General features: G+C 56.4%; 18 protein-coding genes and 1 pseudogene. 7 read left to right on the plus strand and 12 right to left on the minus strand.

Annotated features, from left to right (window positions below; all coding sequences use genetic code 11):
- Positions 1-83: 83 nt before the first annotated feature.
- The 5 genes from QZR17_RS05780 to QZR17_RS05800 all read left to right on the plus strand — a co-directional run bounded on the left by QZR17_RS05780 (position 84) and on the right by QZR17_RS05800 (position 7,753).
- Positions 84-1,403: an ATP-binding protein gene (locus tag QZR17_RS05780; protein WP_297128802.1), complete on the plus strand. Its 1,320-nt coding sequence runs from the start codon at positions 84-86 to the stop codon at positions 1,401-1,403.
- A gap of 655 nt (positions 1,404-2,058) precedes the next feature.
- Complete coding sequence (locus QZR17_RS05785) at positions 2,059-2,463, plus strand: hypothetical protein (protein ID WP_297128843.1); 405 nt, start codon at positions 2,059-2,061, stop codon at positions 2,461-2,463.
- Positions 2,387-2,821 (plus strand): Fic family protein, encoded by a 435-nt coding sequence (locus tag QZR17_RS05790; protein ID WP_297128838.1) that lies wholly within the window; start codon positions 2,387-2,389, stop codon positions 2,819-2,821. The genes QZR17_RS05785 and QZR17_RS05790 overlap by 77 nt, the downstream gene beginning before the upstream one ends.
- Positions 2,822-3,898: 1,077 nt before the next feature.
- Positions 3,899-6,760, plus strand: a complete 2,862-nt coding sequence (locus QZR17_RS05795) for a TonB-dependent receptor (protein WP_297128805.1) — start codon at positions 3,899-3,901, stop codon at positions 6,758-6,760.
- 33 nt (positions 6,761-6,793) lie between these two features.
- Positions 6,794-7,753, plus strand: coding sequence for a metallophosphoesterase (locus tag QZR17_RS05800; protein ID WP_297128808.1), 960 nt, complete (start codon positions 6,794-6,796; stop codon positions 7,751-7,753).
- 261 nt (positions 7,754-8,014) lie between these two features.
- Here QZR17_RS05800 and murD read toward each other — a convergent pair whose 3' ends face one another.
- The 12 genes from murD to QZR17_RS05860 all read right to left on the minus strand — a co-directional run bounded on the left by murD (position 8,015) and on the right by QZR17_RS05860 (position 21,894).
- Positions 8,015-9,376: a UDP-N-acetylmuramoyl-L-alanine--D-glutamate ligase gene (murD, locus tag QZR17_RS05805; RefSeq protein ID WP_297128810.1), complete on the minus strand. Its 1,362-nt coding sequence runs from the start codon at positions 9,374-9,376 to the stop codon at positions 8,015-8,017.
- A gap of 6 nt (positions 9,377-9,382) precedes the next feature.
- Positions 9,383-10,648 (minus strand): phospho-N-acetylmuramoyl-pentapeptide-transferase, encoded by a 1,266-nt coding sequence (gene mraY, locus QZR17_RS05810; RefSeq protein ID WP_297128813.1) that lies wholly within the window; start codon positions 10,646-10,648, stop codon positions 9,383-9,385.
- Between the two features lie 3 nt (positions 10,649-10,651).
- Complete coding sequence (locus tag QZR17_RS05815; protein WP_297128815.1) at positions 10,652-12,124, minus strand: UDP-N-acetylmuramoyl-L-alanyl-D-glutamate--2,6-diaminopimelate ligase; 1,473 nt, start codon at positions 12,122-12,124, stop codon at positions 10,652-10,654.
- Between the two features lie 30 nt (positions 12,125-12,154).
- Entirely contained in the window at positions 12,155-14,314 is a 2,160-nt protein-coding gene (locus QZR17_RS05820) for a penicillin-binding protein (protein WP_297128818.1), read from the minus strand.
- 21 nt (positions 14,315-14,335) lie between these two features.
- On the minus strand, positions 14,336-14,698 hold the full coding sequence (locus tag QZR17_RS05825) for an FtsL-like putative cell division protein (protein ID WP_297128820.1): 363 nt from the start codon (positions 14,696-14,698) through the stop codon (positions 14,336-14,338).
- A 137-nt stretch (positions 14,699-14,835) separates the two neighbouring features.
- Positions 14,836-15,591: a shikimate dehydrogenase gene (locus QZR17_RS05830; protein WP_297128841.1), complete on the minus strand. Its 756-nt coding sequence runs from the start codon at positions 15,589-15,591 to the stop codon at positions 14,836-14,838.
- 15 nt (positions 15,592-15,606) lie between these two features.
- The gene (locus QZR17_RS05835; protein WP_297128822.1) at positions 15,607-17,220 is read right to left on the minus strand and encodes a YifB family Mg chelatase-like AAA ATPase; all 1,614 of its coding nucleotides are present in this window, start codon (positions 17,218-17,220) and stop codon (positions 15,607-15,609) included.
- Positions 17,217-18,182, minus strand: a complete 966-nt coding sequence (locus QZR17_RS05840; protein ID WP_297128823.1) for a hypothetical protein — start codon at positions 18,180-18,182, stop codon at positions 17,217-17,219. The genes QZR17_RS05835 and QZR17_RS05840 overlap by 4 nt, the downstream gene beginning before the upstream one ends.
- A complete protein-coding gene (locus QZR17_RS05845) occupies positions 18,169-20,253 on the minus strand; it encodes a hypothetical protein (protein WP_297128825.1) in 2,085 nt (694 codons plus the stop codon). Before QZR17_RS05845 ends, QZR17_RS05840 begins: the two co-directional genes overlap by 14 nt.
- A 9-nt stretch (positions 20,254-20,262) precedes the next feature.
- On the minus strand, positions 20,263-20,502 hold the full coding sequence (locus QZR17_RS05850) for an Imm17 family immunity protein (protein WP_297128828.1): 240 nt from the start codon (positions 20,500-20,502) through the stop codon (positions 20,263-20,265).
- 8 nt (positions 20,503-20,510) lie between these two features.
- Entirely contained in the window at positions 20,511-20,930 is a 420-nt protein-coding gene (gene tsaE / locus QZR17_RS05855) for a tRNA (adenosine(37)-N6)-threonylcarbamoyltransferase complex ATPase subunit type 1 TsaE (protein ID WP_070466991.1), read from the minus strand.
- An 826-nt stretch (positions 20,931-21,756) separates the two neighbouring features.
- Positions 21,757-21,894 (minus strand): hypothetical protein, encoded by a 138-nt coding sequence (locus QZR17_RS05860; protein WP_297128832.1) that lies wholly within the window; start codon positions 21,892-21,894, stop codon positions 21,757-21,759.
- A gap of 136 nt (positions 21,895-22,030) precedes the next feature.
- On the opposite strand from QZR17_RS05860, the gene QZR17_RS05865 reads away from it, so the two are divergent.
- Positions 22,031-22,642, plus strand: coding sequence for a master DNA invertase Mpi family serine-type recombinase (locus tag QZR17_RS05865; RefSeq protein ID WP_297128835.1), 612 nt, complete (start codon positions 22,031-22,033; stop codon positions 22,640-22,642).
- Positions 22,639-23,169: pseudogene (locus QZR17_RS05870) on the plus strand (class I SAM-dependent DNA methyltransferase); the annotation flags it as partial. The gene QZR17_RS05865 and the pseudogene QZR17_RS05870, both read left to right, overlap by 4 nt.

Consider the following 23,169-nt stretch of genomic DNA (forward strand, 5'->3'; position numbering starts at 1 on the left):
ATATGCCCAACAATCGCTATAATTGCACTATTAACTAAGGAAAAGTGTGATTTTTGACACTTTTCCGCACTTAAAAGTGTATTATGACCATTAAGAGAGACATAAGTGACTACCTTATCCGGTGGAAAGACTCCCCCCACCGGAAGCCCATTCTACTCGAGGGTGCTCGGCAGATCGGCAAGACCTGGGTGATGGAGTCCTTTGGAGCCGATCACTTTGACTACTACGCTAAGTTTGACTTCGACCGACAGCCTGAGCTCAAGTCCATCTTCAGCACCTCCAAGAGGCCGGAGCGGATCCTGAAGGAGCTTGCCATCTTTGCAGACGTACCTCTCGAGGCGGGGAAGACACTCCTCATATTTGATGAGATACAAGAGTGCGAGGAAGCCCTCAACAGCCTCAAGTACTTCTACGAGGATGCACCAGAGTACCACATCCTGGCAGCAGGGAGCTTACTGGGTGTCGCCGTGAAGCGCAAGAGTATGACCGTACCGGTAGGCAAGGTAAGCCTGCTGCATATGTACCCGATTACCTTCAGGGAGTATCTCCGCACGGCAGACCCCAAGACCTTTTCCTATGTAGAGGAGATGAAGGAGCCGGAGCATCTCCCCGAGGTGATCCTCAATAAACTCACCACAGAGTATCGCCGTTACTTAGTATGTGGAGGTATGCCTGAGGCAGCCACGGCACTCCTTGATGGAGAGGGTATGGAGCGTGTGGAGCAGGTTCTACAGGACATACTGGATCTCTATGAGCTGGACTTCTCCAAGTACGCAGAGCCACGCGACATCCCTCGCATCCGGTCCTTGTGGCACTCTCTGCCCTCGCAATTGACTAAGGAGAATAAGAAATTCATCTACAAAATCATCCGGAGTGGAGCTCGATCCAAGGACTACGAAGACGCACTTCTCTGGCTCGAGGATGCCGGTATGATCTATCGGATATTCAATATCTCCAAGCCCGGGCTGCCCCTATCTGCGTATGAGGACTTGAGAGCCTTTAAGGTCTATGCGTGCGATTGCGGCCTGCTGCGCCGTCTTGCCAATCTCCCACCCTCCACCGTGATGAGCCCGAGTGCAAATTTCACGGAGTTTAAGGGAAGTCTGGCAGAGAATGCGATCCTGCAGTCACTCATGCCACTACTTGACAATCGCCATCCCTATTACTGGACCTCCGATAATACGGCAGAGGTGGAGTTTGTCATTCAATGGGGCGAGCGGATCATACCTATAGAGGTCAAGGCAGAGAATTCTGTCAGCGGGAGGAGCCTTGGTATATACACGAGCAAGTACAGCCCCGAGAAGCGCATCCGTTTCTCTCTCCGCAACCTTCAGTACAATGATGGGCTACTCAGCTGCCCCTCTCCTCTCGCCGAGTGGTTCCCTAAGCTCCTGGGTCTATAGATGTATAGCTAGCTACAGCCCCTATCGGGACTCCACTTCTCCTATGCCCGTAAGCTGAAATACGATACAATACACAAATAAGCGCTCGCAAAGGGTAAAAAATGGCCTCTATAGGTAAGCCACTTACCTAATACCGATATTAGACGATTCTAATACCGATATTAGAGTTCACTAATATCGGTATTAGAGAAATCTCTGAGGGAGGGTAGATTTTTCATCGTCTCTCATTTATCCTAACACTCCGTGTTGGTAGAGTGTCAGTAGAGGGGAAAAAGGTGTTAGTGCGTGTGGAAAACTTTTTCTCCTCTTTTGCTTGCTTTTGTGGCCGAAAAAAGGAACTCAGAAAGCATTCCGGATAGCCAAACTTTTTCCCCGAAAGTTATGCACCACTTTTCCACAGCCCCACTCACACTCTGTGCAACCTGCCAAAGTCGCTGGCGCAGGGCGTTCCTCGGGAGACTGGACTGTTTCACCAACACTTTCCACACCCTTCCTCCTACTCCTTTACAGCATTACATCAAGTCTATCTCTTAAGGTATATAATAAGAGGTAAGGAGCGGGCAGACCGGTCAAGCCACTAAGGGGAGACGCATTATATCAGTAAGTTTGCTCTGTGATGATCGGCATCAACCGACGTTATGGCAGGGATCTATATATGCAGCACTTGACTTTGAGCCACGATCAGCGAGAGAAAGCTCGCTTCATTAGCAGTAATCCATTTGCTGACTTCTCTACTCTGGAGAGCTACGAGATAGTGGATCTGGGCATCTACTGGGCCTACTACTCCGCTAAGATCGAGAGCAATACCTACACCTACGTAGAGACCGAGTGCCTCCTTAAGGACGGTATAACCTCGCTAAAGACCTACACAGAGGCCACTATGCTCAAGAACTTATACAACACTTTTATCGACTGTGTAGAGCGTATCAAAAAAGGGCGGAGAGCTAAGGCTAAATCCTTGTACTGTAATGGAGCTACACGCAATGCTGACAAACGACCTCTTGCCCCTCTCCCAAAGGGGCACCTTAAGATCACACGAGGTCAGAATAACCGGCTCTGACTATATCCCTCCATCAGACCCTATATTGATCAAGCAGAAGCTCACAGATATACTAATAGAGCAAGAAAAGTACGATGACCCCTTTGCTCGCTCCATCTTTCTGCACTGCAACATAGCTCGCCTGCAACCATTCTCGGACGGCAATAAGAGGACCTCACGGCTTGTGGAGAGCATCGTACTGATGAGCGCTCATATCATCCCGGTGCGATCTAATAGGCAGGCAGACATACTCCGATACCGCAGCGCCATAGATCACTTCTATGAAACGGAGGACTACAATCCGTACATTGACTTCGCCCTGGATATGCAGATACAGAGGATTAATGAGGTAGCGTCTCCTAAGTTCCGGTGGCGGTAAGAGAGCCATAGGGCAACGCAAAACCTTTTGGCGTGTGAAGTAGGAGCTGTATCGGGGGACGATGAGATTGCCCAACATATACAAGGCAAGGTGATCAACAACCTATATGCTCCGATAAGGAGGAGATACCACGTATCGGAGTGATATAGAGGGATATTAGCAGTGTATTGTACAGATCGGTCTTAGGCACTTCGTGGATCGACTGATGCCTACGGAGTGAGCAGCCCTATGTCTTTGCTTTGTCGTGCCGCTCCCGCTCCTTTCATCCTATTATACCTTTTAGAGAGATAGACTTGATGTAATGCTGTAAAGGAAGATGGTGAAGGGTGTGGAAAGTGTTGGTGAAACAGTCAGCCCCTCCGAGGAACGCCCTACCCAAGCAACATTGGCTGAATGGTGAAATTGTGAGTGGGGCTGTGGAAAAGTGGTGCATAACTTTCGAGGAAAAAGTTTGGCTATCCGGATGGCTTTCTGAGTTCCTTTTTTCGGCCACAAAAGCAAGCAAAATCCGAGAAAAAGTTTTCCACACAGACTAACATGAAATCCCCCTCTATTGACACTCTGCCAACATCCCGTGTTAGGATAAAAAGTAACAGTCCCGATACGGGCCCCTGAGGTAGCCTATTATGAGTCGCCCTCTCGGGTGATTCACTCTCTGCTCCCTCTTCTGATAGACACAACTGTATGTGCCTCACCCTTCGCCCGATAGAGAGCTTTAGTCTGCTAACCACCATACGCCCGCTTTGGGATAGTAATGATGGTAGGCATGATACGACAGCTACTTAGAGACCTTTGCATAATACCCCATCTGCGGCGTCACTTTCGAGATTCGGGCTTGGTCATGTGCGTAAGCACACTCCCTTCGCCCTCACTCTCAGTTCCTTGCATCTGGGGTATTCTACAAAGTTCCTGCCGAAAAAGCACCGCTTTTTCGGCGAAAGACCATTTTGCAAAGGTCTTATTTAGTGTAACCGATACGTCATATTGATTAAGGATCGTTGTAATATAGATATCCTATTATTGTGTGCGAGTTGATTGGAAACTTTATCAATAATTTTTATACACTAGAGACATTTTATGATTCTTAGGAAAGGAAGGGTACTACTGTGGTGCGTGGCTACAGGTCTTTCACTCCTATCTTACAGCCCAAAGGTTTCTGCAGTCGAATCCTTAATAAGCAGTAGAGAGGAAAGAGAGCTGACCAAAGGCACGGGAAACCTATCAGGTGTCATTCTTGATGAAACCGGGTCGTATCTGCCAGGGGCGATCCTGACATTGGATAGGGATAATAGATACACCGTTTCTGCGGCCGATGGTTCGTTTGTGTTCCTTGGTGTACCCGCTGGTACGTATACTCTGAGCGTTAAGTACATTGGTTTTGAGGAATATAGTTCGACGGTGACCGTAATTGAAGGCAAAAATAGTAGCATCAAAGTAAAGCTGAAAGAGTCTACCTTTACTACCGGAGAGGTGGTAGTTTTAGGTGAATTGGCGAAAGGTCAAGCACGTGCTATTAATACTGAGAGGAGTAATAGTAACATCACAAATATGGTCTCTGCTGACCATATCGGTAGATTTCCCGACTCCAATGTGGGTGATGCGTTGAAGCGGATCCCCGGTATCACCATGCAGAATGACCAGGGAGAAGCCCGCAACATAGTGATGCGAGGCTTAGCACCTCACCTCAACTCCGTCACCCTAAATGGTGGGCGTATACCTAGTGCTGAGGGAGATAACCGTAACGTGCAGATGGATCTGATACCCAGTGATATGATCTCAATGATAGAGGTTAATAAAACCCTGCTGCCCGATATGGAAGCCGATGCTATCGGAGGGTCGGTTAATCTAGTGACCAAAACTGCACCGAGGAGTCAAAACCTATCCATCAACATGGGTGGTGGCTATAATATGATCAGGAACAGACCAACCATTAATGGTTCGCTCACCTATGGCAATCATTTTTTTGATGAAAAACTGGGTATGGTTGTTTCGCTCTCCTACCAAAATAAAGATTATGGGTCAGACAATATTGAGGGGGAATGGACGTCCAAAGACAGCAATGTCTTTTTGAAGGACTTTCAGATCCGCAAGTACGATGTGCAGCGCATTCGCCGTAGCGGATCCATCAATATGGATTATAAGTTTAATAGCTCTCATTCCATCTACCTTAAGACGCTTTACAACTGGCGTGATGATCGAGAGAATCGCTTCCGATACCGTATGTCCAAGATGAGCTTGGAGGAGGATGGTACCTATTCAGGTCGGATTGATCGCCAAACCAAAGGAGGGATAGACAATGACCGCAATCGCAACCGTCGGTTAGAGGATCAGCGTGTTTACGACATCGCATTGGGCGGTGAACACTTATTGAGGAGCAAAATTGAGATGAATTGGGGGATCTCTTTTTCTAGAGCTTCCGAGCATCGACCCCACGAGCGGTATATCAATATGCGACAGAAGAAAGTCCTCTTTGGGCAAGACCTTTCGGATACTCGCTATCCTATGGTGACAGCACAGAATGAGTCTTTAGATAAGTTTGGCCTAGAAACGCTCTCCGAGTCTGAGCAAATGACCTATGAAAATGAGTGGGGTGGCAAGCTCAATTTCCGCTTTCCCTTTTCTGTTATTTCGGAGCAGAAAGGTCGTATCCGTGCGGGAGTCAAGATCCGATTAAAGGAGAAGGATCGTGACAATATCTACTATGAATATGAGCCTAAAACCAGCTTCCCATCCTTTACGGAGATGGATCTGGTTGAGTGGAACGACCCGAAGTTTCTCAATAGTAAAGGCTATGTACCGGGCGTATTTCCAAGCAAAACATTTCTTGGGAGTCTAGAGCTAAATGATCCCAGTAAATATGAAAGCGAGGCAATCCTCAGTGAATACTGGACAGCTAATTATAATGCCAAAGAAAATATTTACGCCGGATACTTGAGGTGGGATCAGAATGTCACTAACCGATTTGTGATCATCACAGGGCTACGTATTGAGCACACAGCGATTGACTACATTGGACATACCTTAGTTGAGGATCAGAAGGGCGAAAATGTGAAGGACAACAATAGCTATACCAACTTTTTCCCCAACTTGACTCTCAAATATGAGCCCAATAAGAGGACAGTACTCCGAGCTGCCTACTCAACCTCCATAGCACGTCCCAATTACTATTGGCTGGTACCCTATATGAATATCTCTAATGCCGACCACAATATTTCGCTTGGCAACTCAGACCTCAAGAGTACCTATGCCCACAACGTGGACCTAATCGCTTCGTATTACCCCGGTAATGTTGCTTCACTCTCCGCAGGTCTTTTCTACAAGCGTCTTAATGACTTCATCTACACCTATGCTACCAGTAGCTTTACTCACGATGACTTTGCTCAGCTTTACCCCGACCGCCACAACCCAATTCCAGAGGGTGAGGAGTGGGATTACAAGACACATCACAATGGTGAGTCGGTAGATATATATGGGCTGGAGGTATCCTACAATCGTCAGCTTGACTTCTTGCCCTCGTCTTTTTTGCGGCACTTGTCTCTGTACCTAAATTATACCTACACTCACTCCAAGGCTTCGGGTATCACTAATGAGGATGGTGAAGAGCGTAAGGGTATGATGTTGCCGGGATCTGCACCCCATACTGTCAATGCTTCTTTGGCGTATGAAGACAAGCACTTTACTGCGCGGATCTCATACAACTTTACAAGCTCTTACGTGGACCAATTGGGCAAAAATGATTTTGAAGATCGTTACTATGGAAGCCAAGCCTTTTTAGACTTCAATGCCAATTATAAAATCAAGCCTAATTTGCAAGTATTCTTTGATGCCAATAATTTACTCAATACCCCTCTCTATTACTATCAAGGCGAAAAGGATCGGTTGATGCAGTTGGAGCTTTATAAGCCTACATTTAACGCTGGCATTCGCTGGAATTTGTAATTAGCTCAGATGATTAATAGTATGATAAATAAGATGAATAGAGTACTTATTGCCCTCTGGTTATTATTGCTACCATTAGCCGTATCGGCCCAAAGGACACTCTCTGAGGTAGCTGAGGCAAGCGAGGATGGCTTTAACTTCCTTGTTATCACCGACCAGGGTCGCAATGGGTATTACGACCAAAAAGCAATAGCTCACAGTATGGGTGAGCTTGCCGGTAAAGGAGATGCCGAGTTTGTACTTACTCTGGGGGATAACTTCCACTATATAGGTTTGGAGAGTGTGTCTGACCCGCTTTGGATGACCAATTTTGAATTGATCTATGACCATCCCGAGCTACAAATCCCATGGTACCCAATTATTGGTAACCACGAACAGAAGGGTAATGTGCAAGCCATGATCGACTACTCTAAGATTAGTCGCCGGTGGGAGCTCCATAGACGCTATTATTCTCTAAGCTTCAGGACTGATGAGGGAGAGACTGTCGACCTCTTTTTGCTTGACACTTGCCCTCTAATCGATAAATACCGCAATGATGCTGAGTATAAAAGTGTGAAGGGGCAAAGCAGAGAGGAGCAATTGGCATGGCTTGAGAGTGGATTAGCCGGTAGTAATGCAGACTATAAGATTGTTGCCGGCCATCACCCAATCTACGCCGATACCAGTAAAGCGGACTCCGAGCGACTGGATATGCAGAAATATGTCGCTCCACTTTTGGATAAGTATCATGCCGACCTCTATCTTAGTGGTCATATACACAACCATCAGCACATACATAGAGATAGTAGCAGTGTAGACTATGTGGTGGTGACCTCGGGTGCTCTCTCGCGTAAAGTGAAGCCGATAGAGGGGACTCAATTTTGTAGTCCGGAGACGGGGTTTGCATTCATCTCCATCAAGAGTGGCCGGCTTACGATGTTTTTGCTGGACAAAGATGGGAATGAATTGTATCACTTTACCCGCCCCAAAGCCCCTCATACATCGTGTCGGTAAGAGTAATTTATTGGCTCCTTGGATGAAGAATCTCTAATCCATAAGCGAGTAACTATTAGAGAGAAGTCTTGCCCTTCTCGCTTATTGAGCCAAGGAAGCAAATATAATGAGACTATTGCACTGAGGCGATCTGCTCCCTTGCTTTCGGAGTTAGGGCTTTCACGTACAGAGGAGTACATCTGCTCTGGGCGTGTTAGGATAAAAAAAGAGCCGACCCGTACATTACGTACGGGTCGGCTCTATATAGATGAGTGTCAGGCGTCAGAGCTTGGCGACCTGCTCCTTGAAGCACTCTCCGCGGTGCTCGTAGTTCTTGAAGAGGTCAAAGGAGGCGCAGGCGGGTGAGAGGAGCACCACATCGCCCTCCAGCGGGTGGAGACTCTGCACGAGGACAAAGGCCTCCTCCATCCCCGTCGCATCGAAGGAGGGGATAGGCAGGGGATCGAAGGTCATGTGCAGCTTGGCGCTGTCGGTGGTGAGGTAGATCAGCGCCTTGCACTTCGCCTCCACGAGTGGCTTGATCTCCTCGTAGTCGTTGCCCTTGTCGGTACCGCCGAGGAAGAGGATCGTCCGCCCGTCAGGCATCGCCTCGAGGGCGTGGCGGGTGGCATCGATATTGGTAGCCTTGGAGTCATTGATGTACTTCACCCCGTGGAGGACGCGCGTCAGCTCCATGCGGTGCTCTATGCCGGTGAAGTCCTCCAGCGCACCGGTGACGGTGCCGTCCTCGAGGTCGGGATCTAGCCCCAGGGCGTGGAGCACGAGACAGGCGGCCATGACGTTGCAGGCGTTGTGGGGGCCCTTGAGCTGCAGGCGGGAGTAGTCGATGAGGCACTCCTTGCCACCCGAGAGACGGATGTGGATCCTGTCGCCCTCGAGGTAGGCGGCGGTGTCGGTGCGGGTGAGGGAGAAGGAGAGGTCGCGCGCCGGGCTTGGATCCCTGCGGGCGAGCATGGTGGCTGTCTCAGGATCATCGGCGAAGGTGATGGCGTAGTCCTCCTCGGTCTGGTTTTGGAATACCCTTCCCTTGGCATCGGCGTAGAGCTCCAGCTTGTGGTCGTACCGATCGAGGTGGTCGGGCGTGATATTCATCAGCACGGCGGCGTGCAGGTGGGTGTCGTACATATGGTCGAGCTGGAAGCTGGAGAGCTCCATGACGTAGACCTTGTGCGGGTCGCGGACGAGGCACTGGGCGAGGGAGAGACCGATATTGCCACACGCCACCGCATCGATGCCACACGCCTGCAGGAGGTGAGCGGTGAGGGTGGTGGTGGTGGTCTTGCCATTGGACCCCGTGATGCCTACGAGGGTGCTACCCTGGGCAACGTGCTGTGCGGCAAATTCGATCTCTGAGACGATCGGCACGCCGGCCTCGATGCAGCGCTGTACCACAGCAGCGCTGTCGGGGATGCCGGGGCTCTTGATCACCCTTGTGGCACGCTCGAGCTCGGGGAGGGAGTGTCCCCGCTCCTCGATCCGTATCCCATGCTGGAGCAGTAAGTCGCGGGTGGCATCGCGGAGCGTATTGCTGTCGGAGAGGAGGACCCTGTGCCCCAGTCGCTTCGCCAGGAGGGCGGCCCACATGCCACTTTCGCCCCCTCCCAGGACAATGGTGTATTCCATACTATATTATCTAAACTTAAGTGTCGCTATCGTCAGCACCGCCAGTACGATGCCTATGAGCCAAAAGCGGGTGGTGATCTTCGCCTCCGGGATCGGTCGGTAGGGCCGCTGCAGGAGGGCGTCTATACTGCCGTCACCGGGCTTCTGATAGTGGTGGTGGAGGGGGGTCATCTTGAAGACCCTCTTCCCCACGCCGGTGCGTTGCTTGGTGTATCGGAAGTAGGTGGTCTGGATGATCACCGAGAGCGTCTCCACGAGGAAGACGCCACAGAGGATCGGCAGGAGCAGCTCCTTGCGGATCACGATGGCAAAGATGGCGATGATGCCGCCCAGCGTCAGGCTCCCCGTGTCGCCCATGAAGATCTGTGCGGGGAATGAATTGAACCATAGGAAGCCCGCCGTCGCACCTATGAAGGCAGCAGCAAAGACGACCAGCTCCTCCGCCCCGGGGATAAACATGACGTTGAAGTACGCTGCCATCTCGATATGGGAGGAGATGTAGGCGAGGATCCCCAGCACCACACCGATGATCGCTGAGGAGCCGGTGCAGAGGCCGTCAAGCCCGTCGGTGAGGTTGGCGCCATTGGAGACCGCCATCACGATGAAGACGAAGAGCAGGCTGACGAAGATGATGGTGAAGAGCTCACTATTCTGCCCTATCCCGAGCCACGGTGCGATGGCGGAGTAGTCGAGGTTGTGCCCCTTGACGAAGGGGATGGTGGTCTGGAGGGATTGCGTCTCTACGGTGGCAAACTCGGTCACCACCCTACCCTCCTCCAGCACCTGGCGGGCATTCTCCTTGATCACCACCGCCGGGGAGGTGAGGAAGACGAGCGCCACGAGCACGCCAAGACCCATCTGAGCGACGAGCTTGTAGCGCCCGGCGAGACCCTCCTTATTTTTCTTAAATACCTTGATGTAGTCGTCTGCAAAGCCGAGTCCGCCGAGCCAGAGCGTGGCGATGATCATCAGGATGATGTAGATATTGTCGAGCCGGCAGAAGAGCAGCGTCGGGATCAGGATCGCTGCGAGGATGATCAGCCCGCCCATCGTGGGGGTGCCCTTCTTGGAGAGCATACCCTCGATGGTGTAGGGTCGCACGGCGTCGCTGATCTGCTTCTCCCTCAGGAGGGTGATAATCTGCCGACCGATGACGATGGAGACGATCAGACTGACGATGACGGCAAAGGTGGCACGGGTGCTGACGTAATTGAATACCGCCGACCAGCGGAGGTTTTGCGAGGCGAAGTAGTCGAAGAGGTAGTACAGCATAGGCTACTCGCTCCTGCGCTCCTCGTCCTCAAAGACGCGATGCACCTCCTCCACGTCGCTGAAGTGGTGCCGTACCCCATTGATCTCCTGGTAGGTCTCGTGTCCCTTGCCGGCGATGAGGATGATGTCTCCAGGCTGTGCCATGGTGCAGGCTGTGCGGATCGCCTCGCGCCGGTCCACAAGGCGGAGCGTGGAGGCGAGCTGCTCCTGCGAGAGTCCCTCGCAGAGGTCCTCGAGTATCTGCCGCGGATCTTCGTCGCGGGGGTTATCCGACGTGAGGATCAGCAGGTCGGAGTACTTCGCTGCGGTGGCGGCCATGATGGGTCGCTTGCCCTTGTCGCGGTGTCCTCCCGCCCCCACGACGGTGATGACGCGTCCGTGGTGGACCCGCTGCAGGTCGGTGAGCGTGGTGAGGACGTTATCCAGCGCATCGGGCGTGTGGGCAAAGTCGACCACCGCGTAGTATCCCCGCTTGGAGGCGAGGGTCTGGAAGCGCCCCGTCACGGCGGTGAGGGTGCTGATCTGGCGGAGGGTCTCCTCCTTAGGGGCCCCGAGCAGTCGCGCTGTACCGTAGACGGCGAGGAGGTTGTAGGCATTGAAGGCTCCGACCAGTCGCACAGAGATCTCCTCCCCGTCTATGATCAGGTCCGTCCCGTCGAGATGCTCCTCGAGGAGCCGTCCCTTATAGTCGGCACTTCGCTTGAGTGCGTAGGTGTGGACTTGGGCGCGGGTGTTCTGCACCATCACCATCCCATTCGTCTCATCGAGGTTGGTGAGGGCAAAGGCCTCCTCCGGCAGTTCGTCAAAGAAGATCTGCTTTGCCCGGAGGTAATTGGCGAAGGTCTTGTGGTAGTCGAGGTGGTCCCGGGTAAGGTTGGTGAAGATCCCGCCGGCGAAGGTGGTCCCACCGATGCGGTGCTGGTGGATCGCTATTGAGGAGACCTCCATGAAGGCGTAGCTACAGCTTGCCTCCACCATCTCGTGGAGGTACCTCTGGAGCGTCAGAGCGTCGGGTGTGGTAAGGTGGCTCGGTGTCGTCTCATCGTCGATGCGGACGCAGACGGTGGAGATCAGCCCCACGCGGTAGCCCAGCTTGCGGAAGAGCTCATAGAGGAGCGTGGCGATGGTGGTCTTGCCATTGGTCCCGGTGACGCCGACGAGGCGGAGCTTGTCGGACGGGTGGTCGTAGAGGTTGGCTGCCACATCTCCCAGGATCACGTCGGTGTGCTCGACGCGTATGTAGGCGATCCCGGGGCGATACTCGTCGGGGACGGTCTCACAGATGACCGCTGCGGCACCATGGTCGAGCGCCTGATCGATGAATCGGTGTCCATCGGTCACCAGACCGCGCAGGGCGACGAAGAGGTCCCCCTTGCCCACGGAGCGCGAGTCGGCGCATATTTGCCCGATCTCGATGTTGTCCTCCCCGGCGATCAGCTCGTGGGGGACGCCCCGCATGATTTTACTGAGTTTCATTACCTATTGTGAGATAAAGAGATGATTTTATTACTTCGGCTCCCCGAGCGTGAGGCGGATCGCTCCCCTACCCCTCAGAGGGGTGCCGGGGGTGAGCGTCTGGTGGGTAATGTACCCTCCGCGACCGCTGCAGGTGACCCTCAGACCGAGGGTCTCGCAGAGATAGAGGGCGTCGGAGGTGGCCATACCGACGACGTTGGGCATCGTATTCATCCGGATGCTCAGGTCGCTGAGGCGCTGGAGACTATCCTCGGGGAGGTAGCCGACCCAGTCGGCGCTCCCCTTGGGTCGCTTGATCCCTGTCACGTGAGCCGCCTGCTCCACACCGCTGCGGAGTCCTCCGCCCATGACGTGGGTGAAGACGGCTGTCGAGTCGCTCTGCACTTCGCGGAGGAGGATCTTGTGCTGTGTGGCGCTCACCTGCTCGGCTATGCTGCGGATCACCGCACCGGGCGCAGCGGAGATATTGCCCTTATAGGGTGCGTTGATCACCACCATACAGGAGTACTTTGGCTTCTCGGCCGGGAAGTAGGCGGCAAAGGAGTAGCGGTGACGATTATTCATATACCGCCCCGCCGCATCGATGCACTGGGCGGTGCCGGACTTGCCGGAGACGGTCACATTGGGTGTATTGATCCGCTTCCCCGTACCCTGGATCACCACGCCCCGCAGGATGCTCTGCAGGGAGTCGATGGCGGCACGTCCGGCGATCTGCTTATTGATCACCTGTGGCTCACGCTCGTAGTAAGTGCTGCCCTCGCCGGTGACGCGGGAGACGAGGTAGGGCTCCATCATCTTGCCCCCATTGGCGACGGCATTGAAGAAGCGCAGCGTGTAGATCGGGGGCATCTGGACGCTGTAGCCAAAGGAGACCCACGGCAGGGTGCCCGGTCCCCAGTTCTTGATGTCTGCCACCTGGGCGACGGCGGTGCCGGGGATCTCAAGTCGTATGGGGGAGAAGATATTCATCCCCATAAGCTTATTGTAGAAGTCCTCCGGTCGCTTTTCAAACCCCCTCAGCACCGTCTTAGCAACACCGATATTGGAGGACTGATACATCGCCTCTCGCACCGTGACGCGACCGAAGCCTCCAGCCTTCCAGTCCACGATCGTCAGCCCCTTGCGGTAGGTGTAGCGCCCGCTGCCGGTATCGACGGTGTCGCTCGGCGTGACGTAGCCCTCGTCGAGGGCGGCGAGGATGGAGATAGCCTTGAAGGTCGAGCCCGGCTCCAGCAGGTCTGCCAGCGCGTGATTGGTCCGCTCGATGTAGTGTCCCTCACCCGCCATATCGAGATTGGAGAGCGCCTTGATCTGCCCCGTCGCCACCTCCATGACGATGGCGCAGGCCCAGGTGCCGCCGTACTCCTCGAGGGCGCTACGGAGCGCTCGCTCGGTGATGTCCTGTATGGTAACGTTGATCGTCGTGTAGACGCTCATGCCATCGGTGGGGAGCTTGATCGGGTCACGGATCCAGCGTGGGGGGACAAAGATGAAGGCGTCCAGCCCCTGCTTTCCGCAGAGGACGGAGTCAAAGGCGAGCTCCAGACCGCTATTGCCGTGCGTGATGCCGAGGCTGTCAGGGTCGCGCCGGAGACTACCGATGGTGCGCTGGGCGAGCGAACCGTAGGGGCGTATGCGACGGATGTAGCGGGAGGTGGTGAAGCCGGAGACATTGCGATTGCGGGTGCGGAGGTAGGGCATCCGGAGCATCTCCTGCAGCTCGCTGTGGGTCACCTCGCGCGTGGCGACGCGCCATGAGCGGCTCCGCTTATTGTATCCCTGCATCAGGTGCTGGCGATAGCTGGCGGCGGAGCGGTCCTTGAGTAGGCTGGATAGTTGATAGGCGAGGCTGTCGACATTGGCCGTGAAGAGGCTGTCGACGAAGCCACCGGCACGGAAGTCTATGCGGGTGTCGTAGTAGGGGACGCTGATCGCCAGAGGGTGGTTCTCATCGGAGTAGATATTCCCCCGTAGGGGCTGTGAGGGCTGATTGGCGCGGCGCATATTGGCATTGAGCTTACGCCATGCAGGGGCATCTGTCGTGGCGGTGAGGAAGGTCCTGCCAAAGATGAGCACCGCCGCCACTAGCAGCATCCCACCGATGATCCTGTAGGTCCGGTAGGACTGCCGCAGTCTGTGTCTCTTCTGCTGCTCCTGCTTGGATAGCTTGTGCTCCGTCTCTTCCATCATCTATATCGCCTCTCCCACCGGCTATCGGTCGATGATAATGGGAGGATTCTTAGGGATGGAGATCTCCAGTCCTTCCTCGCTGACGCGGCTCTCTATGGCGGACAGGCGACGGGCGCCCATCAGCGTTGAGGAGGTGGATACGTACTCCATCCTCAGCTCGGTGATCTCGCGGTCCAGTCGGTCCACCTTGCTCTTCTGTCGCAAGCTGTGGTACGAATTGAAGATACTGACGAGGCAGAAGAGTGCCACTGCCACCACCCATCTCATGGTCCGCGTGTTCATCGAGCGAACCAAGTACTTCCCCTCCCAGAAGTCGCCTAAGCGATCCAGGAAGGTCTGACGATTGAGCTTAAACTTGGGCTTCTTTTGCCTATTCCTCTCCATCCTATTCTACTTTGAGCAAAGGTACCGATTTCACTTCATAATATGCTCCGCAAGTTTCGTCTGAAAAGCCTTGCCAGCAAAACCCGGTTTTCGAGTACTGCGGACGCAGTGTCCCATGGAAGGGGGAAGGGGATGGATTACGGCTCGCTGATGTGCCTATCCCGGAAGTGGTGCCAGGCAGCCTCCGCCTGAGCGCGGAGCATGGTGAGACCATTGGCGGTGCGACAGCGGTGCGCCAGCCCCTCCTCGAGGAAGGGGGTCACCTCCGGCTCGTAGGTGAGGTCGATGAGCAGCTGCCCGGCGTGGAGTGCGTCGTAGGGCAGGGGTGGCTTGGCGCCAGGGTACTTGGCACTGCCGAGTGGCGTGGCATGGACGATCAGCGGCGTGCGGGCGAGCTGCTCCGGGGTCAGCTCCTCGTAGGTGAGCCCCCGGCTCCTCGATACCGTCTCGGACGGGATGCCCATCTGCTCGAGTGCCACCCGGACAGCCCTTGAGGCACCGCCACTGCCGAGGATCAGCGCACAGCCGGGTAGAGTCCCTTCCCCGATCTCTTCCCTGAGCGAGGTGGCAAAGCCCTCCACATCGGTATTGTAGCCGGTGAGGATCCGCTCCCGGCAGGTGACACAATTGACCGCTCCCACAGCCGATGCCGACGGATCGAGCCGGTCGAGATAGGGGATGACGGCGGTCTTGTAGGGCGTGGTGACGTTGAAGCCGTCCCACCGGGCGGTACGGCGAATTTCTATGAAAAAGGGACCCACCTCCGGGCGGTCGATGAGCCGGTAGGTGGAGCCGTCGAGCCCCTCTCTCTGGAAGATCTCGGCGAAGAGCTCCGGGGACCGGCTGTAGCCGATGTCACGCCCAAGGAGACCGAGGTGGTAGACTCTCTTCATCACACCGAGGAGCGATTACGACTTTACCTCGCCCCAGCTGCTGCGGTCGAGCTTGCGGTAGTTGACCGCCTCGCCGATGTGGTGGGTGAGCACCTCGGGCGATCCCTCCAGGTCGGCAATGGTGCGCGACACCTTGAGGATCCGGTCGTAGGCCCGCGCCGAGAGCCCGTAGTGGTCCATGGCGCGGCGGAGGAGTTCGCGCCCGGCGGAGTCGATGTGGATGTACTCCTTCATCAGGGCGGGAGTCATCTGGGCATTGGTGTAGATGCCGGGGATCTCCCTGTAGCGTGCCGCCTGTATGGCGCGCGCCCGCAGCACCCGCTCACGGATCACGGCGCTCGACTCGCCCGGCTCTCTCGACGAGAGTGCCTCAAAGGGGACCGGCACGATCTCCACCTGTATGTCGATGCGGTCGAGGAGAGGCCCGGAGAGACGCCCGAGGTAGGCGGAGATCTGCCCGGGGAGGCAGGTGCAGTCCTTTGCGGGATTATTGTAGTTGCCGCAGGGGCAAGGATTCATCGATGCTACGAGCATGAAGGAGGCGGGGAAGGTGATCGTGCCGCGGGCTCGTGAGACGGTGACGATCCTGTCCTCGAGCGGCTGCCGCAGAACCTCCAGCACGTGGCGGGAAAATTCCGGCAGTTCGTCCAGGAAGAGCACCCCATTATGCGCCAGCGAGATCTCGCCCGGCTTGGGGTAGGTGCCGCCACCGACTAAGGCGACCCCGGAGGTGGTGTGGTGGGGGGAGCGGAAGGGGCGCCGCGTCATCAGTCCGCTGTCGGGGGGCAGCACGCCGGCGACGGAGTGGATCATCGTCGTCTCGATCGCCTCCTCCTTGGTGAGTGGCGGGAGGATCGCCGGGAGCCGCTTGGCCATCATCGACTTGCCGCTGCCGGGCGCACCCACCATGAGGATATTGTGATTGCCTGCCGCAGCCACCTCCATGGCGCGCCGCACCTCCTCCTGCCCCTTCACATCCGCAAAGTCGAGCATACTCTCTATCGAGGTGACGAAGTCCGCCTCCGTTGTCTGGTCGCTCACCACCTCGAGCGTCCCGGTGCCGGAGACGAAGGCGAGCACCTGCGTGAGCGTGTCGGCGGCGAAGACGGTCAGCCCGTCGACGACTGCCGCCTCCCGCGCATTGGCACGCGGGACGATGATGGCGCGGAAGCCATCCCGCACCGCATTGATCGCCATCGGGAGGATGCCGTGGATCGGCTGTATCCGGCCGTCGAGGGAGAGCTCGCCCATCACCACCACGCGCTCCAGAGGGGATAGGTCGAGGGGGCACATCAGCCCGGCGAGGACGACAGCGAGGGGTAGGTCGTAGGCGGCGCCCTCCTTACGTATGTCGGCCGGGGACATATTGATGATGTAGCGCCGTCGCTTCCAGCTGATGCCGGACTCCAGCAGCGCCGCCTCTACCCGCTCCCGGCTCTCCTTGACCGCCGTATCGGGCAGTCCGACGAGCGTGTATCGCACCCCGTCCTGACACTGTGCCTCGATGGTGATCGTGGTGGCAGAGAGCCCATTGACCGCCTGTCCGTAGATCTTGGCCAGGGCGTGGGAGGGGTCTCTCTCCTCAGCCCCCTCGCCGGGGTAGCTGAGGTCGTCCGATAGCTCGATCATTTTCTCTTACTCTTCTTCAGTGGGATGGTGTCGTGGGCGAGGATGTACCGGGTCAGCTCGGTGAGGTCCGAGGGACGATCGATGACGCTCATAAGCGTGTCTATGACGAAGTAGGCGGGGAGGCTCTCCGCCCCGAGTGTGGTGGCGATCGTCGATGCCTCGCCGATGCTGTCGCTGACGAATCGGGTCCGGCGGTCGGACGAGGGGAGGAAGGGTGCCGCCTCCTCTTGCCCGATCAGCAGTAGGAGACTCTTGACGCCGAGGCTGTCGGCAGTGTGGTAAAAGGGGCGGAGCAGCGTGCTGTCCATATCGCTCTCGCAGAGGGCCATCACCGCCATGAAGTGATCCGGCTTGATGAAGGCCTTTGTCTCCCTCTCCTCCCTGCCAAAGTGGTCGGGGAAGCGGCTGAAAGAGGTCTCGTTGCTCAGCCCGAGGGCAGTAAGGAGGTCGGTGTGGCTGTACTGCGCCGCGGAGAGCAGTCCCCTGAGGAGTGATGGCTCCTGATCGGGGAAGCGCCGTAGCCCGTCGAGGGCGTAGAAGAGGCTGAGCCGACGGCCGGTCATCCGCCCGTAGAAGTCCCTCAGGTCGGGCGTGATGCTGTCGCCCGCCTCGGTGATCAGTCGCTGCCACTCCATCAGCTCATCGGCGTAGCGCGCTCCCTCGATCTTGCCGCGGCGGTACCTCAGCTTAGTGGTGTCGGGGATCAGGACCGCCTCTATCAGTCCGGTGGTGTCGGTGAGCACGAGGAAGTCAAGCGTGTCGCGGTCGAAGTGCGCTTTATACTTCCCATCGATCGTGTCGATCCTGATGGCGGTCGTGCCGTAGGTGTAGAGCAGTGCCGGCTGCGTGCCGGGACGGAGGTCGACGGCGAGGGGGCTGCCTGCCTGATCCTTGCGGCTGCAGCCGACGAGGATCAGTAGCAGGGTGGCGAGGAGAAGGAGAGTGGGCTTACTTTGCCTCATAGGATGGTAGAGTGATGGTGTCGTAGATCAGTGCGCGCTCCCTGTCGGGGATGTCGTACCTAGCAAGGAGCGACAGGAGCGCCTCGAGTCGGGGGGCGTTGCCGGGCTTCGTATGGAGTGCCTGACGGAGTAGGGCGATGCCCTCGGCCCGCTCTCCTGTCGCGAGGAGTGCGACCCCCTCGTGGAGTGGGAGCGAGGAGGAGTGGGCGCGCTTGACCGCCTCCTCCGCCCGGCCCGTCTCGAGGAGGAGGGTACAGAGGGTCTCGGAGATCTCCCTATCCTCCCCGTCGGCGAGGAAGTCCGCTTTGTAGGCCGCCTGGAGTGTCTCCTCCGGCTCTCCCCGCTCTCTCAGCAGCCGGACACGCTCCGCCACCAGCCGGACCCTTCCCGGACCCTCCACCTGATCCTCCGCCTTGCGTATGAAGTCGATGGCGTCGCTCTTCCGACCCAGCTTCACCAAGAGTGAGGCAACCTTCTCTGCCGTACTGCTGCGCATCCCCTCCTCGCGGATCGCCTCCTCCAGTGCGTGGAGAGCCTCCTCGTCCCTGTCGTCCATCATATAGACCACCGCTATGCCGCGCCACACCTCCCCAGAGTGACTTCCATAGTCTCGCTGTGACTGCTCGTAGAGCCGCCCCGCCCAGCCGTAGTGACCATCGTGCGCCACCCGCAGCGCGAGGTCGCAGAGCTGCTCTTCGGTATAGAGGTCTGCCGCGCGGGTGAAGGGCCCGTCGAGGACGAAGGGATGTCCCTCAAAGGGATTGATGAAGTCGCCCGCATCGCTGTAGAGCGTGTAGAAGCGGTAGGCCCCGAAGAGGAAGTCCCTCATCTGCTCCCGCAGCGTCATCGGTTCGCTCTCCCTGAGGGAGACCCCTTCCGGCAGGTCCATCCGCGGGATCATCCGGTCGAGCCCGGGGATGAGGGAGAAGGAGTAGCGGTCGGAGGAGATCAGGCGCCGGCCACCGAAGAGTGCCTTGCCCCAGTTGGTCAGCATCCTCACATTGCCCTCGATCAGATCGGGATGGGTGGGGATGTAGGAGTAAAACCAGTGGGCAGGGCTGCCGAAGAAGGGGAAGCCCTTAAGGTTTTTCGCCGACGAGTACTCCATGTCGAAGCGGTCCTTCTGCATATCCCCCAGCCGTCCCATCGCGTCGGCGAGGAGACCCTCTATCTCATCGTCCCGCTGCTCATCGAGGCTGTGGTAGAAGTTTTGCACCTGATCCTCCATCGTCGCCCCCGGCATACCGCGCAGGTGCTCCCCGAGTCCCTGCAGCTTGGGCAGCACCTCCTCGGTGAAGATCCGGTCATTGCGCTCTGTGGCGTAGGTGTCGAGGAGCACCTCCACCGCCATATGGAGCTCCTCCCGAAGGCGGCGCAGGGCAGCGAGCCCCCGCTCCGCCAGGTCGGGGTAGAAGTGCAGGATCTCCCTCTGATGCCTTCGCCCGCCCATCAGTAGGGCAGGCAGGGCGATCGCCACATCGGCCGGCTCGCGATCCTCCAGCACCTCGATGAGGAGGGTCAGCTTGGCGGGGTCATACTCCTCGCACAGCCCCACGGAGAGCCCCGAGAGCAGCATGTGCCGCTCCACCCTGTCGGTAGAGCGCCGTATCGCCTCACAGTCCGCCTCCGTCAGCCGGTTGGTCGCCCAGAGGTAGTCAAAGAGTCGGTCCAGCCGGTCGTAGTAGCCCGGCTCCTGCCTCCTCAGGGGGTGCGCCAGGTCCGCCGCCAGGTCGTACCCCTCCCCGAGACGTCGCCTGGCATCTATGCAGCTTGGGGGCAGAAACCTCTCTACATCCCACGTCTCGCGGATCAGCATACGTAGCTCTCGCCCGATCTTGCGGAGTATCTCGTCGCGGGAGGGATCCTCAGCCCCCTTGGCATAGTAGTCGCAGAGGAGCCGATAGGTCTCTGTCAGCTCTCTGAGCCGGGGGCTGTCGCCCGTGGGCGTGCCGTCAAGCATCTCAAAGGCCCGGGCGTAGTGACCGCTCAGGATATCCTCAATGAGCTGTCTGCCCCTGGGTGCGTTGTAGTCAGTCATCTCGTTTTCCGAGGGGGAGAAGGGGTGTCTCATAGGCAGGGCTTAGGACTTCATTACGTGGAGGGGATCAATGTAGAAGAGGAGGCTGCAGGCGAGGAGGAGCAGACCGATGATGATGGTGGCGATGCGGCTACCCTTTCGCCCCAGGGCACGGAGCCATATCTGCGCCTGGGGGTTGGAGAAAAACCACTCTCTATTGGCGATGCCGACCCAGAGAGCCAGCAGCCCGGGGAGGACAAACATCCCCACCACCGAGAGCTCTATCAGCAGCCTGGCGGTCATCGGGGCACTCAGTCGATGGTGAGGCGGCGCGCCTGCCCGTCGTCGATGATCTCAATGTGGAGCGTGAGCGCCTCCTCGTCGAGGAGCGGAGTGACCACCTCGGGCCACTCGATGAAGCAGTACTCGCCACTGTCGATGTACTCCTCAAGGCCGATGCGGTAGGCGCCCGCCAGGTCGTCGAGCCGGTAGCAGTCGATGTGGTAGATGACGCTGTCGTCCGCGGTATGGTACTCATTGACGATCGCAAAGGTGGGGCTGCTGGTCACCTCCTGGATCCGGAGGAGCTTGCAGATCTCATCGATGAGCGTCGTCTTGCCCGCTCCCATAGGCGCATCAAAGGCCCAGACGCGGTGGTCGCCAAAGTTCTCCAGCAGCTCCTTAGCCACCTCGGGGAGTTGGTCGAGTGTATAGGTGATGTCGTACTTCATAAGTGGTCACAATCTCTTCCCACAAAAGTAGCCATTTCCCCCCTAAAGACCTTTGCAAAATGGTCTTTCACCGAAAAAGCACCGCTTTTTCGGCAGGGACTTTGCAGAACACTCCAGATGCAAGGAACTGAGAGTGAGGGCGAAGGGAGTGTGCTTACGCACATGACCAAGCCCGAATCTCGAAAGTGACGCCGCAGATGGGGTATTATGCAAAGGTCTCCCCTATTCTCCCTACTCTCCCGGGCGGTAGATCAGGGGTGACGCCATGCCCGGGTCGGACATGTCGGACAAGTCGGACGGGTCGTGAGGCACCCGAAGGGTGCTCGCTCTATGAGAATGTTGCACGAAGTGCCATTCTCGCACATTTGTTTCAAATGTGCTGAGACCCGCCCCTACCCCCTCGACCCCTGGCGGGTCGCCGAGCAGAAATCCCCCTTTCCAGAGACCCCGCAAGGTGGGGTTCCCCCTGGCGGATAGGGGGGGATCTCTAATACCGATATTAGAGATTTCTTTTACCGGTATTAGTGATCTCTAATATCGGTATTAGAGAATTCTTTTACCGGTATTAGGTGACGGGATGTTTTTGGGATAGGTCGGACGGGTCGGATGGGTCGCAATGCACCCCGGAGGGGTGCCTTCTCCATGGCTGTAAGGATCAAATGCGTCACCCCTGGGAGAGGGCGCAGGCAAATTGGCGAGGTGGCGGGAAAAAGGTAGAGATGTCTACACTACTTGTAGAGAGGAGACTGTGGGAGACCATGAGAGATAGTGGAGGGCGGGGAGGTGGTATATTCGCATCCTTTCCTATTTCATCACTACTCAGGCGTTAGGCACTCAAGTCTATACCCCGGAGGTTGATCAGGTGGTAAACTCTGCCTAGAGTGCCGGCATGGCGCTGCCTGAGTGCCTCCAGTGTAAAGTCACTCGGTGCTGCCGAAGTGAGCCCAAGTCTCTTAAATTCCATATGCTATTGTATTGGTTTGTTTCTCCTCAAATCTACACTTCTCGATCCACCTCCTGCCGGTATGCACTTACATTTGCGACTCACTTATCCCGGCCTGATCTCCACAAGAGGTTGGACCACAAACTCACACTTAGATATGACGTACGGATACATCAGAGTAAGCAGCGACAAGCAGACGGTAGAGAACCAGCGCTTCGAGATCAACAACTTCTGTAAGAGAAACGGACTCCTGGTCGATGACTGGATCGAGGAGACCATCAGCGGCACCAAGGCTTACACCAAGCGGCAGCTTGGAGACCTCCTCCGCAAGGTCACCCGAGATGATATCATCATCTGTAGCGAGCTATCCCGCCTCGGGCGAAACCTCTTCATGATTATGGAGATCCTCAATATATGTATGACAAAGGAGTGCCGCGTCTGGACGATCAAGGACAACTACCGCTTAGGAGACGACATACAGAGCAAGGTCCTCGCCTTTGCCTTTGGTCTAAGCGCTGAGATCGAGCGCAACTTAATCAGCCAGCGCACCAAGGAAGCTTTAGCCAGGAAGAGAGCCGAGGGCGTCATCCTCGGGCGTCCCAAGGGACGCAAGACGGCACCGGAGAAGCATCCCCTCTACCGTAAGAAGCAGTTGATCAAGGGACTCCTCGAGGAGCAGATCTCGCTACGCAAGATCGCCAAGATCTGTAAGTGCGACCGCAACACCCTCTCCCGCTACATCAAGGAGGTCATCTCCCTCGATAAATGAGCCTTTTTGTCCAGCAACATGCGACGCCCTCCGCCTTCACTTCCGCCCCTTGGGTCATCCTCACCCCCATCGAGCAGCGCATCAAGGAGAAGATTGAGGCTGTTGGCACCCCGCTTAAGGACTGGGACATCCAGATTTATCGTGGCGTGCTTACCGGCTGCAACGAGGCCTTCATCATCGACACTGCCAAGCGTGATGAGATCCTATCAAACTGCCAGACCGAGGACGAGCACCAGCGCACGGAAGATCTTATACGACCCATATTGCGCGGCAGAGACATCAAGCGCTACGGATACGTGGACAATGGTCTATATCTGATCAATACCCACAACGGCGTTAAGGGAAAAATGCCACGAATTGATATCAACGATTACCCTGCAGTAAAGACTCATCTGGACCAATATTGGGATAAAATATCCGTCCGTGCAGACAAAGGGGATACTCCCTATAACCTCCGTAACTGCGCATATTTGGAGGATTTCAGTAAGCCAAAAATCATCTATCCCAATATGACGAAATATATGCCT

Source organism: uncultured Porphyromonas sp. (assembly GCF_900541275.1).
GTDB lineage: Bacteria > Bacteroidota > Bacteroidia > Bacteroidales > Porphyromonadaceae > Porphyromonas_A.

Bases quoted from the DNA above. Each gene is read 5' to 3' on its own strand.
- QZR17_RS05780 (WP_297128802.1), top strand. From the start codon at position 84: ATGACCATTAAGAGAGACATAAGTGACTACCTTATCCGGTGGAAAGAC.
- QZR17_RS05785 (WP_297128843.1), top strand. From the start codon at position 2,059: ATGCAGCACTTGACTTTGAGCCACGATCAGCGAGAGAAAGCTCGCTTC.
- QZR17_RS05790 (WP_297128838.1), top strand. From the start codon at position 2,387: ATGCTGACAAACGACCTCTTGCCCCTCTCCCAAAGGGGCACCTTAAGA.
- QZR17_RS05795 (WP_297128805.1), top strand. From the start codon at position 3,899: ATGATTCTTAGGAAAGGAAGGGTACTACTGTGGTGCGTGGCTACAGGT.
- QZR17_RS05800 (WP_297128808.1), top strand. From the start codon at position 6,794: ATGAATAGAGTACTTATTGCCCTCTGGTTATTATTGCTACCATTAGCC.
- murD (WP_297128810.1), bottom strand. From the start codon at position 9,376: ATGGAATACACCATTGTCCTGGGAGGGGGCGAAAGTGGCATGTGGGCC.
- mraY (WP_297128813.1), bottom strand. From the start codon at position 10,648: ATGCTGTACTACCTCTTCGACTACTTCGCCTCGCAAAACCTCCGCTGG.
- QZR17_RS05815 (WP_297128815.1), bottom strand. From the start codon at position 12,124: ATGAAACTCAGTAAAATCATGCGGGGCGTCCCCCACGAGCTGATCGCC.
- QZR17_RS05820 (WP_297128818.1), bottom strand. From the start codon at position 14,314: ATGATGGAAGAGACGGAGCACAAGCTATCCAAGCAGGAGCAGCAGAAG.
- QZR17_RS05825 (WP_297128820.1), bottom strand. From the start codon at position 14,698: ATGGAGAGGAATAGGCAAAAGAAGCCCAAGTTTAAGCTCAATCGTCAG.
- QZR17_RS05830 (WP_297128841.1), bottom strand. From the start codon at position 15,591: ATGAAGAGAGTCTACCACCTCGGTCTCCTTGGGCGTGACATCGGCTAC.
- QZR17_RS05835 (WP_297128822.1), bottom strand. From the start codon at position 17,220: ATGATCGAGCTATCGGACGACCTCAGCTACCCCGGCGAGGGGGCTGAG.
- QZR17_RS05840 (WP_297128823.1), bottom strand. From the start codon at position 18,182: ATGAGGCAAAGTAAGCCCACTCTCCTTCTCCTCGCCACCCTGCTACTG.
- QZR17_RS05845 (WP_297128825.1), bottom strand. From the start codon at position 20,253: ATGAGACACCCCTTCTCCCCCTCGGAAAACGAGATGACTGACTACAAC.
- QZR17_RS05850 (WP_297128828.1), bottom strand. From the start codon at position 20,502: ATGACCGCCAGGCTGCTGATAGAGCTCTCGGTGGTGGGGATGTTTGTC.
- tsaE (WP_070466991.1), bottom strand. From the start codon at position 20,930: ATGAAGTACGACATCACCTATACACTCGACCAACTCCCCGAGGTGGCT.
- QZR17_RS05860 (WP_297128832.1), bottom strand. From the start codon at position 21,894: ATGGAATTTAAGAGACTTGGGCTCACTTCGGCAGCACCGAGTGACTTT.
- QZR17_RS05865 (WP_297128835.1), top strand. From the start codon at position 22,031: ATGACGTACGGATACATCAGAGTAAGCAGCGACAAGCAGACGGTAGAG.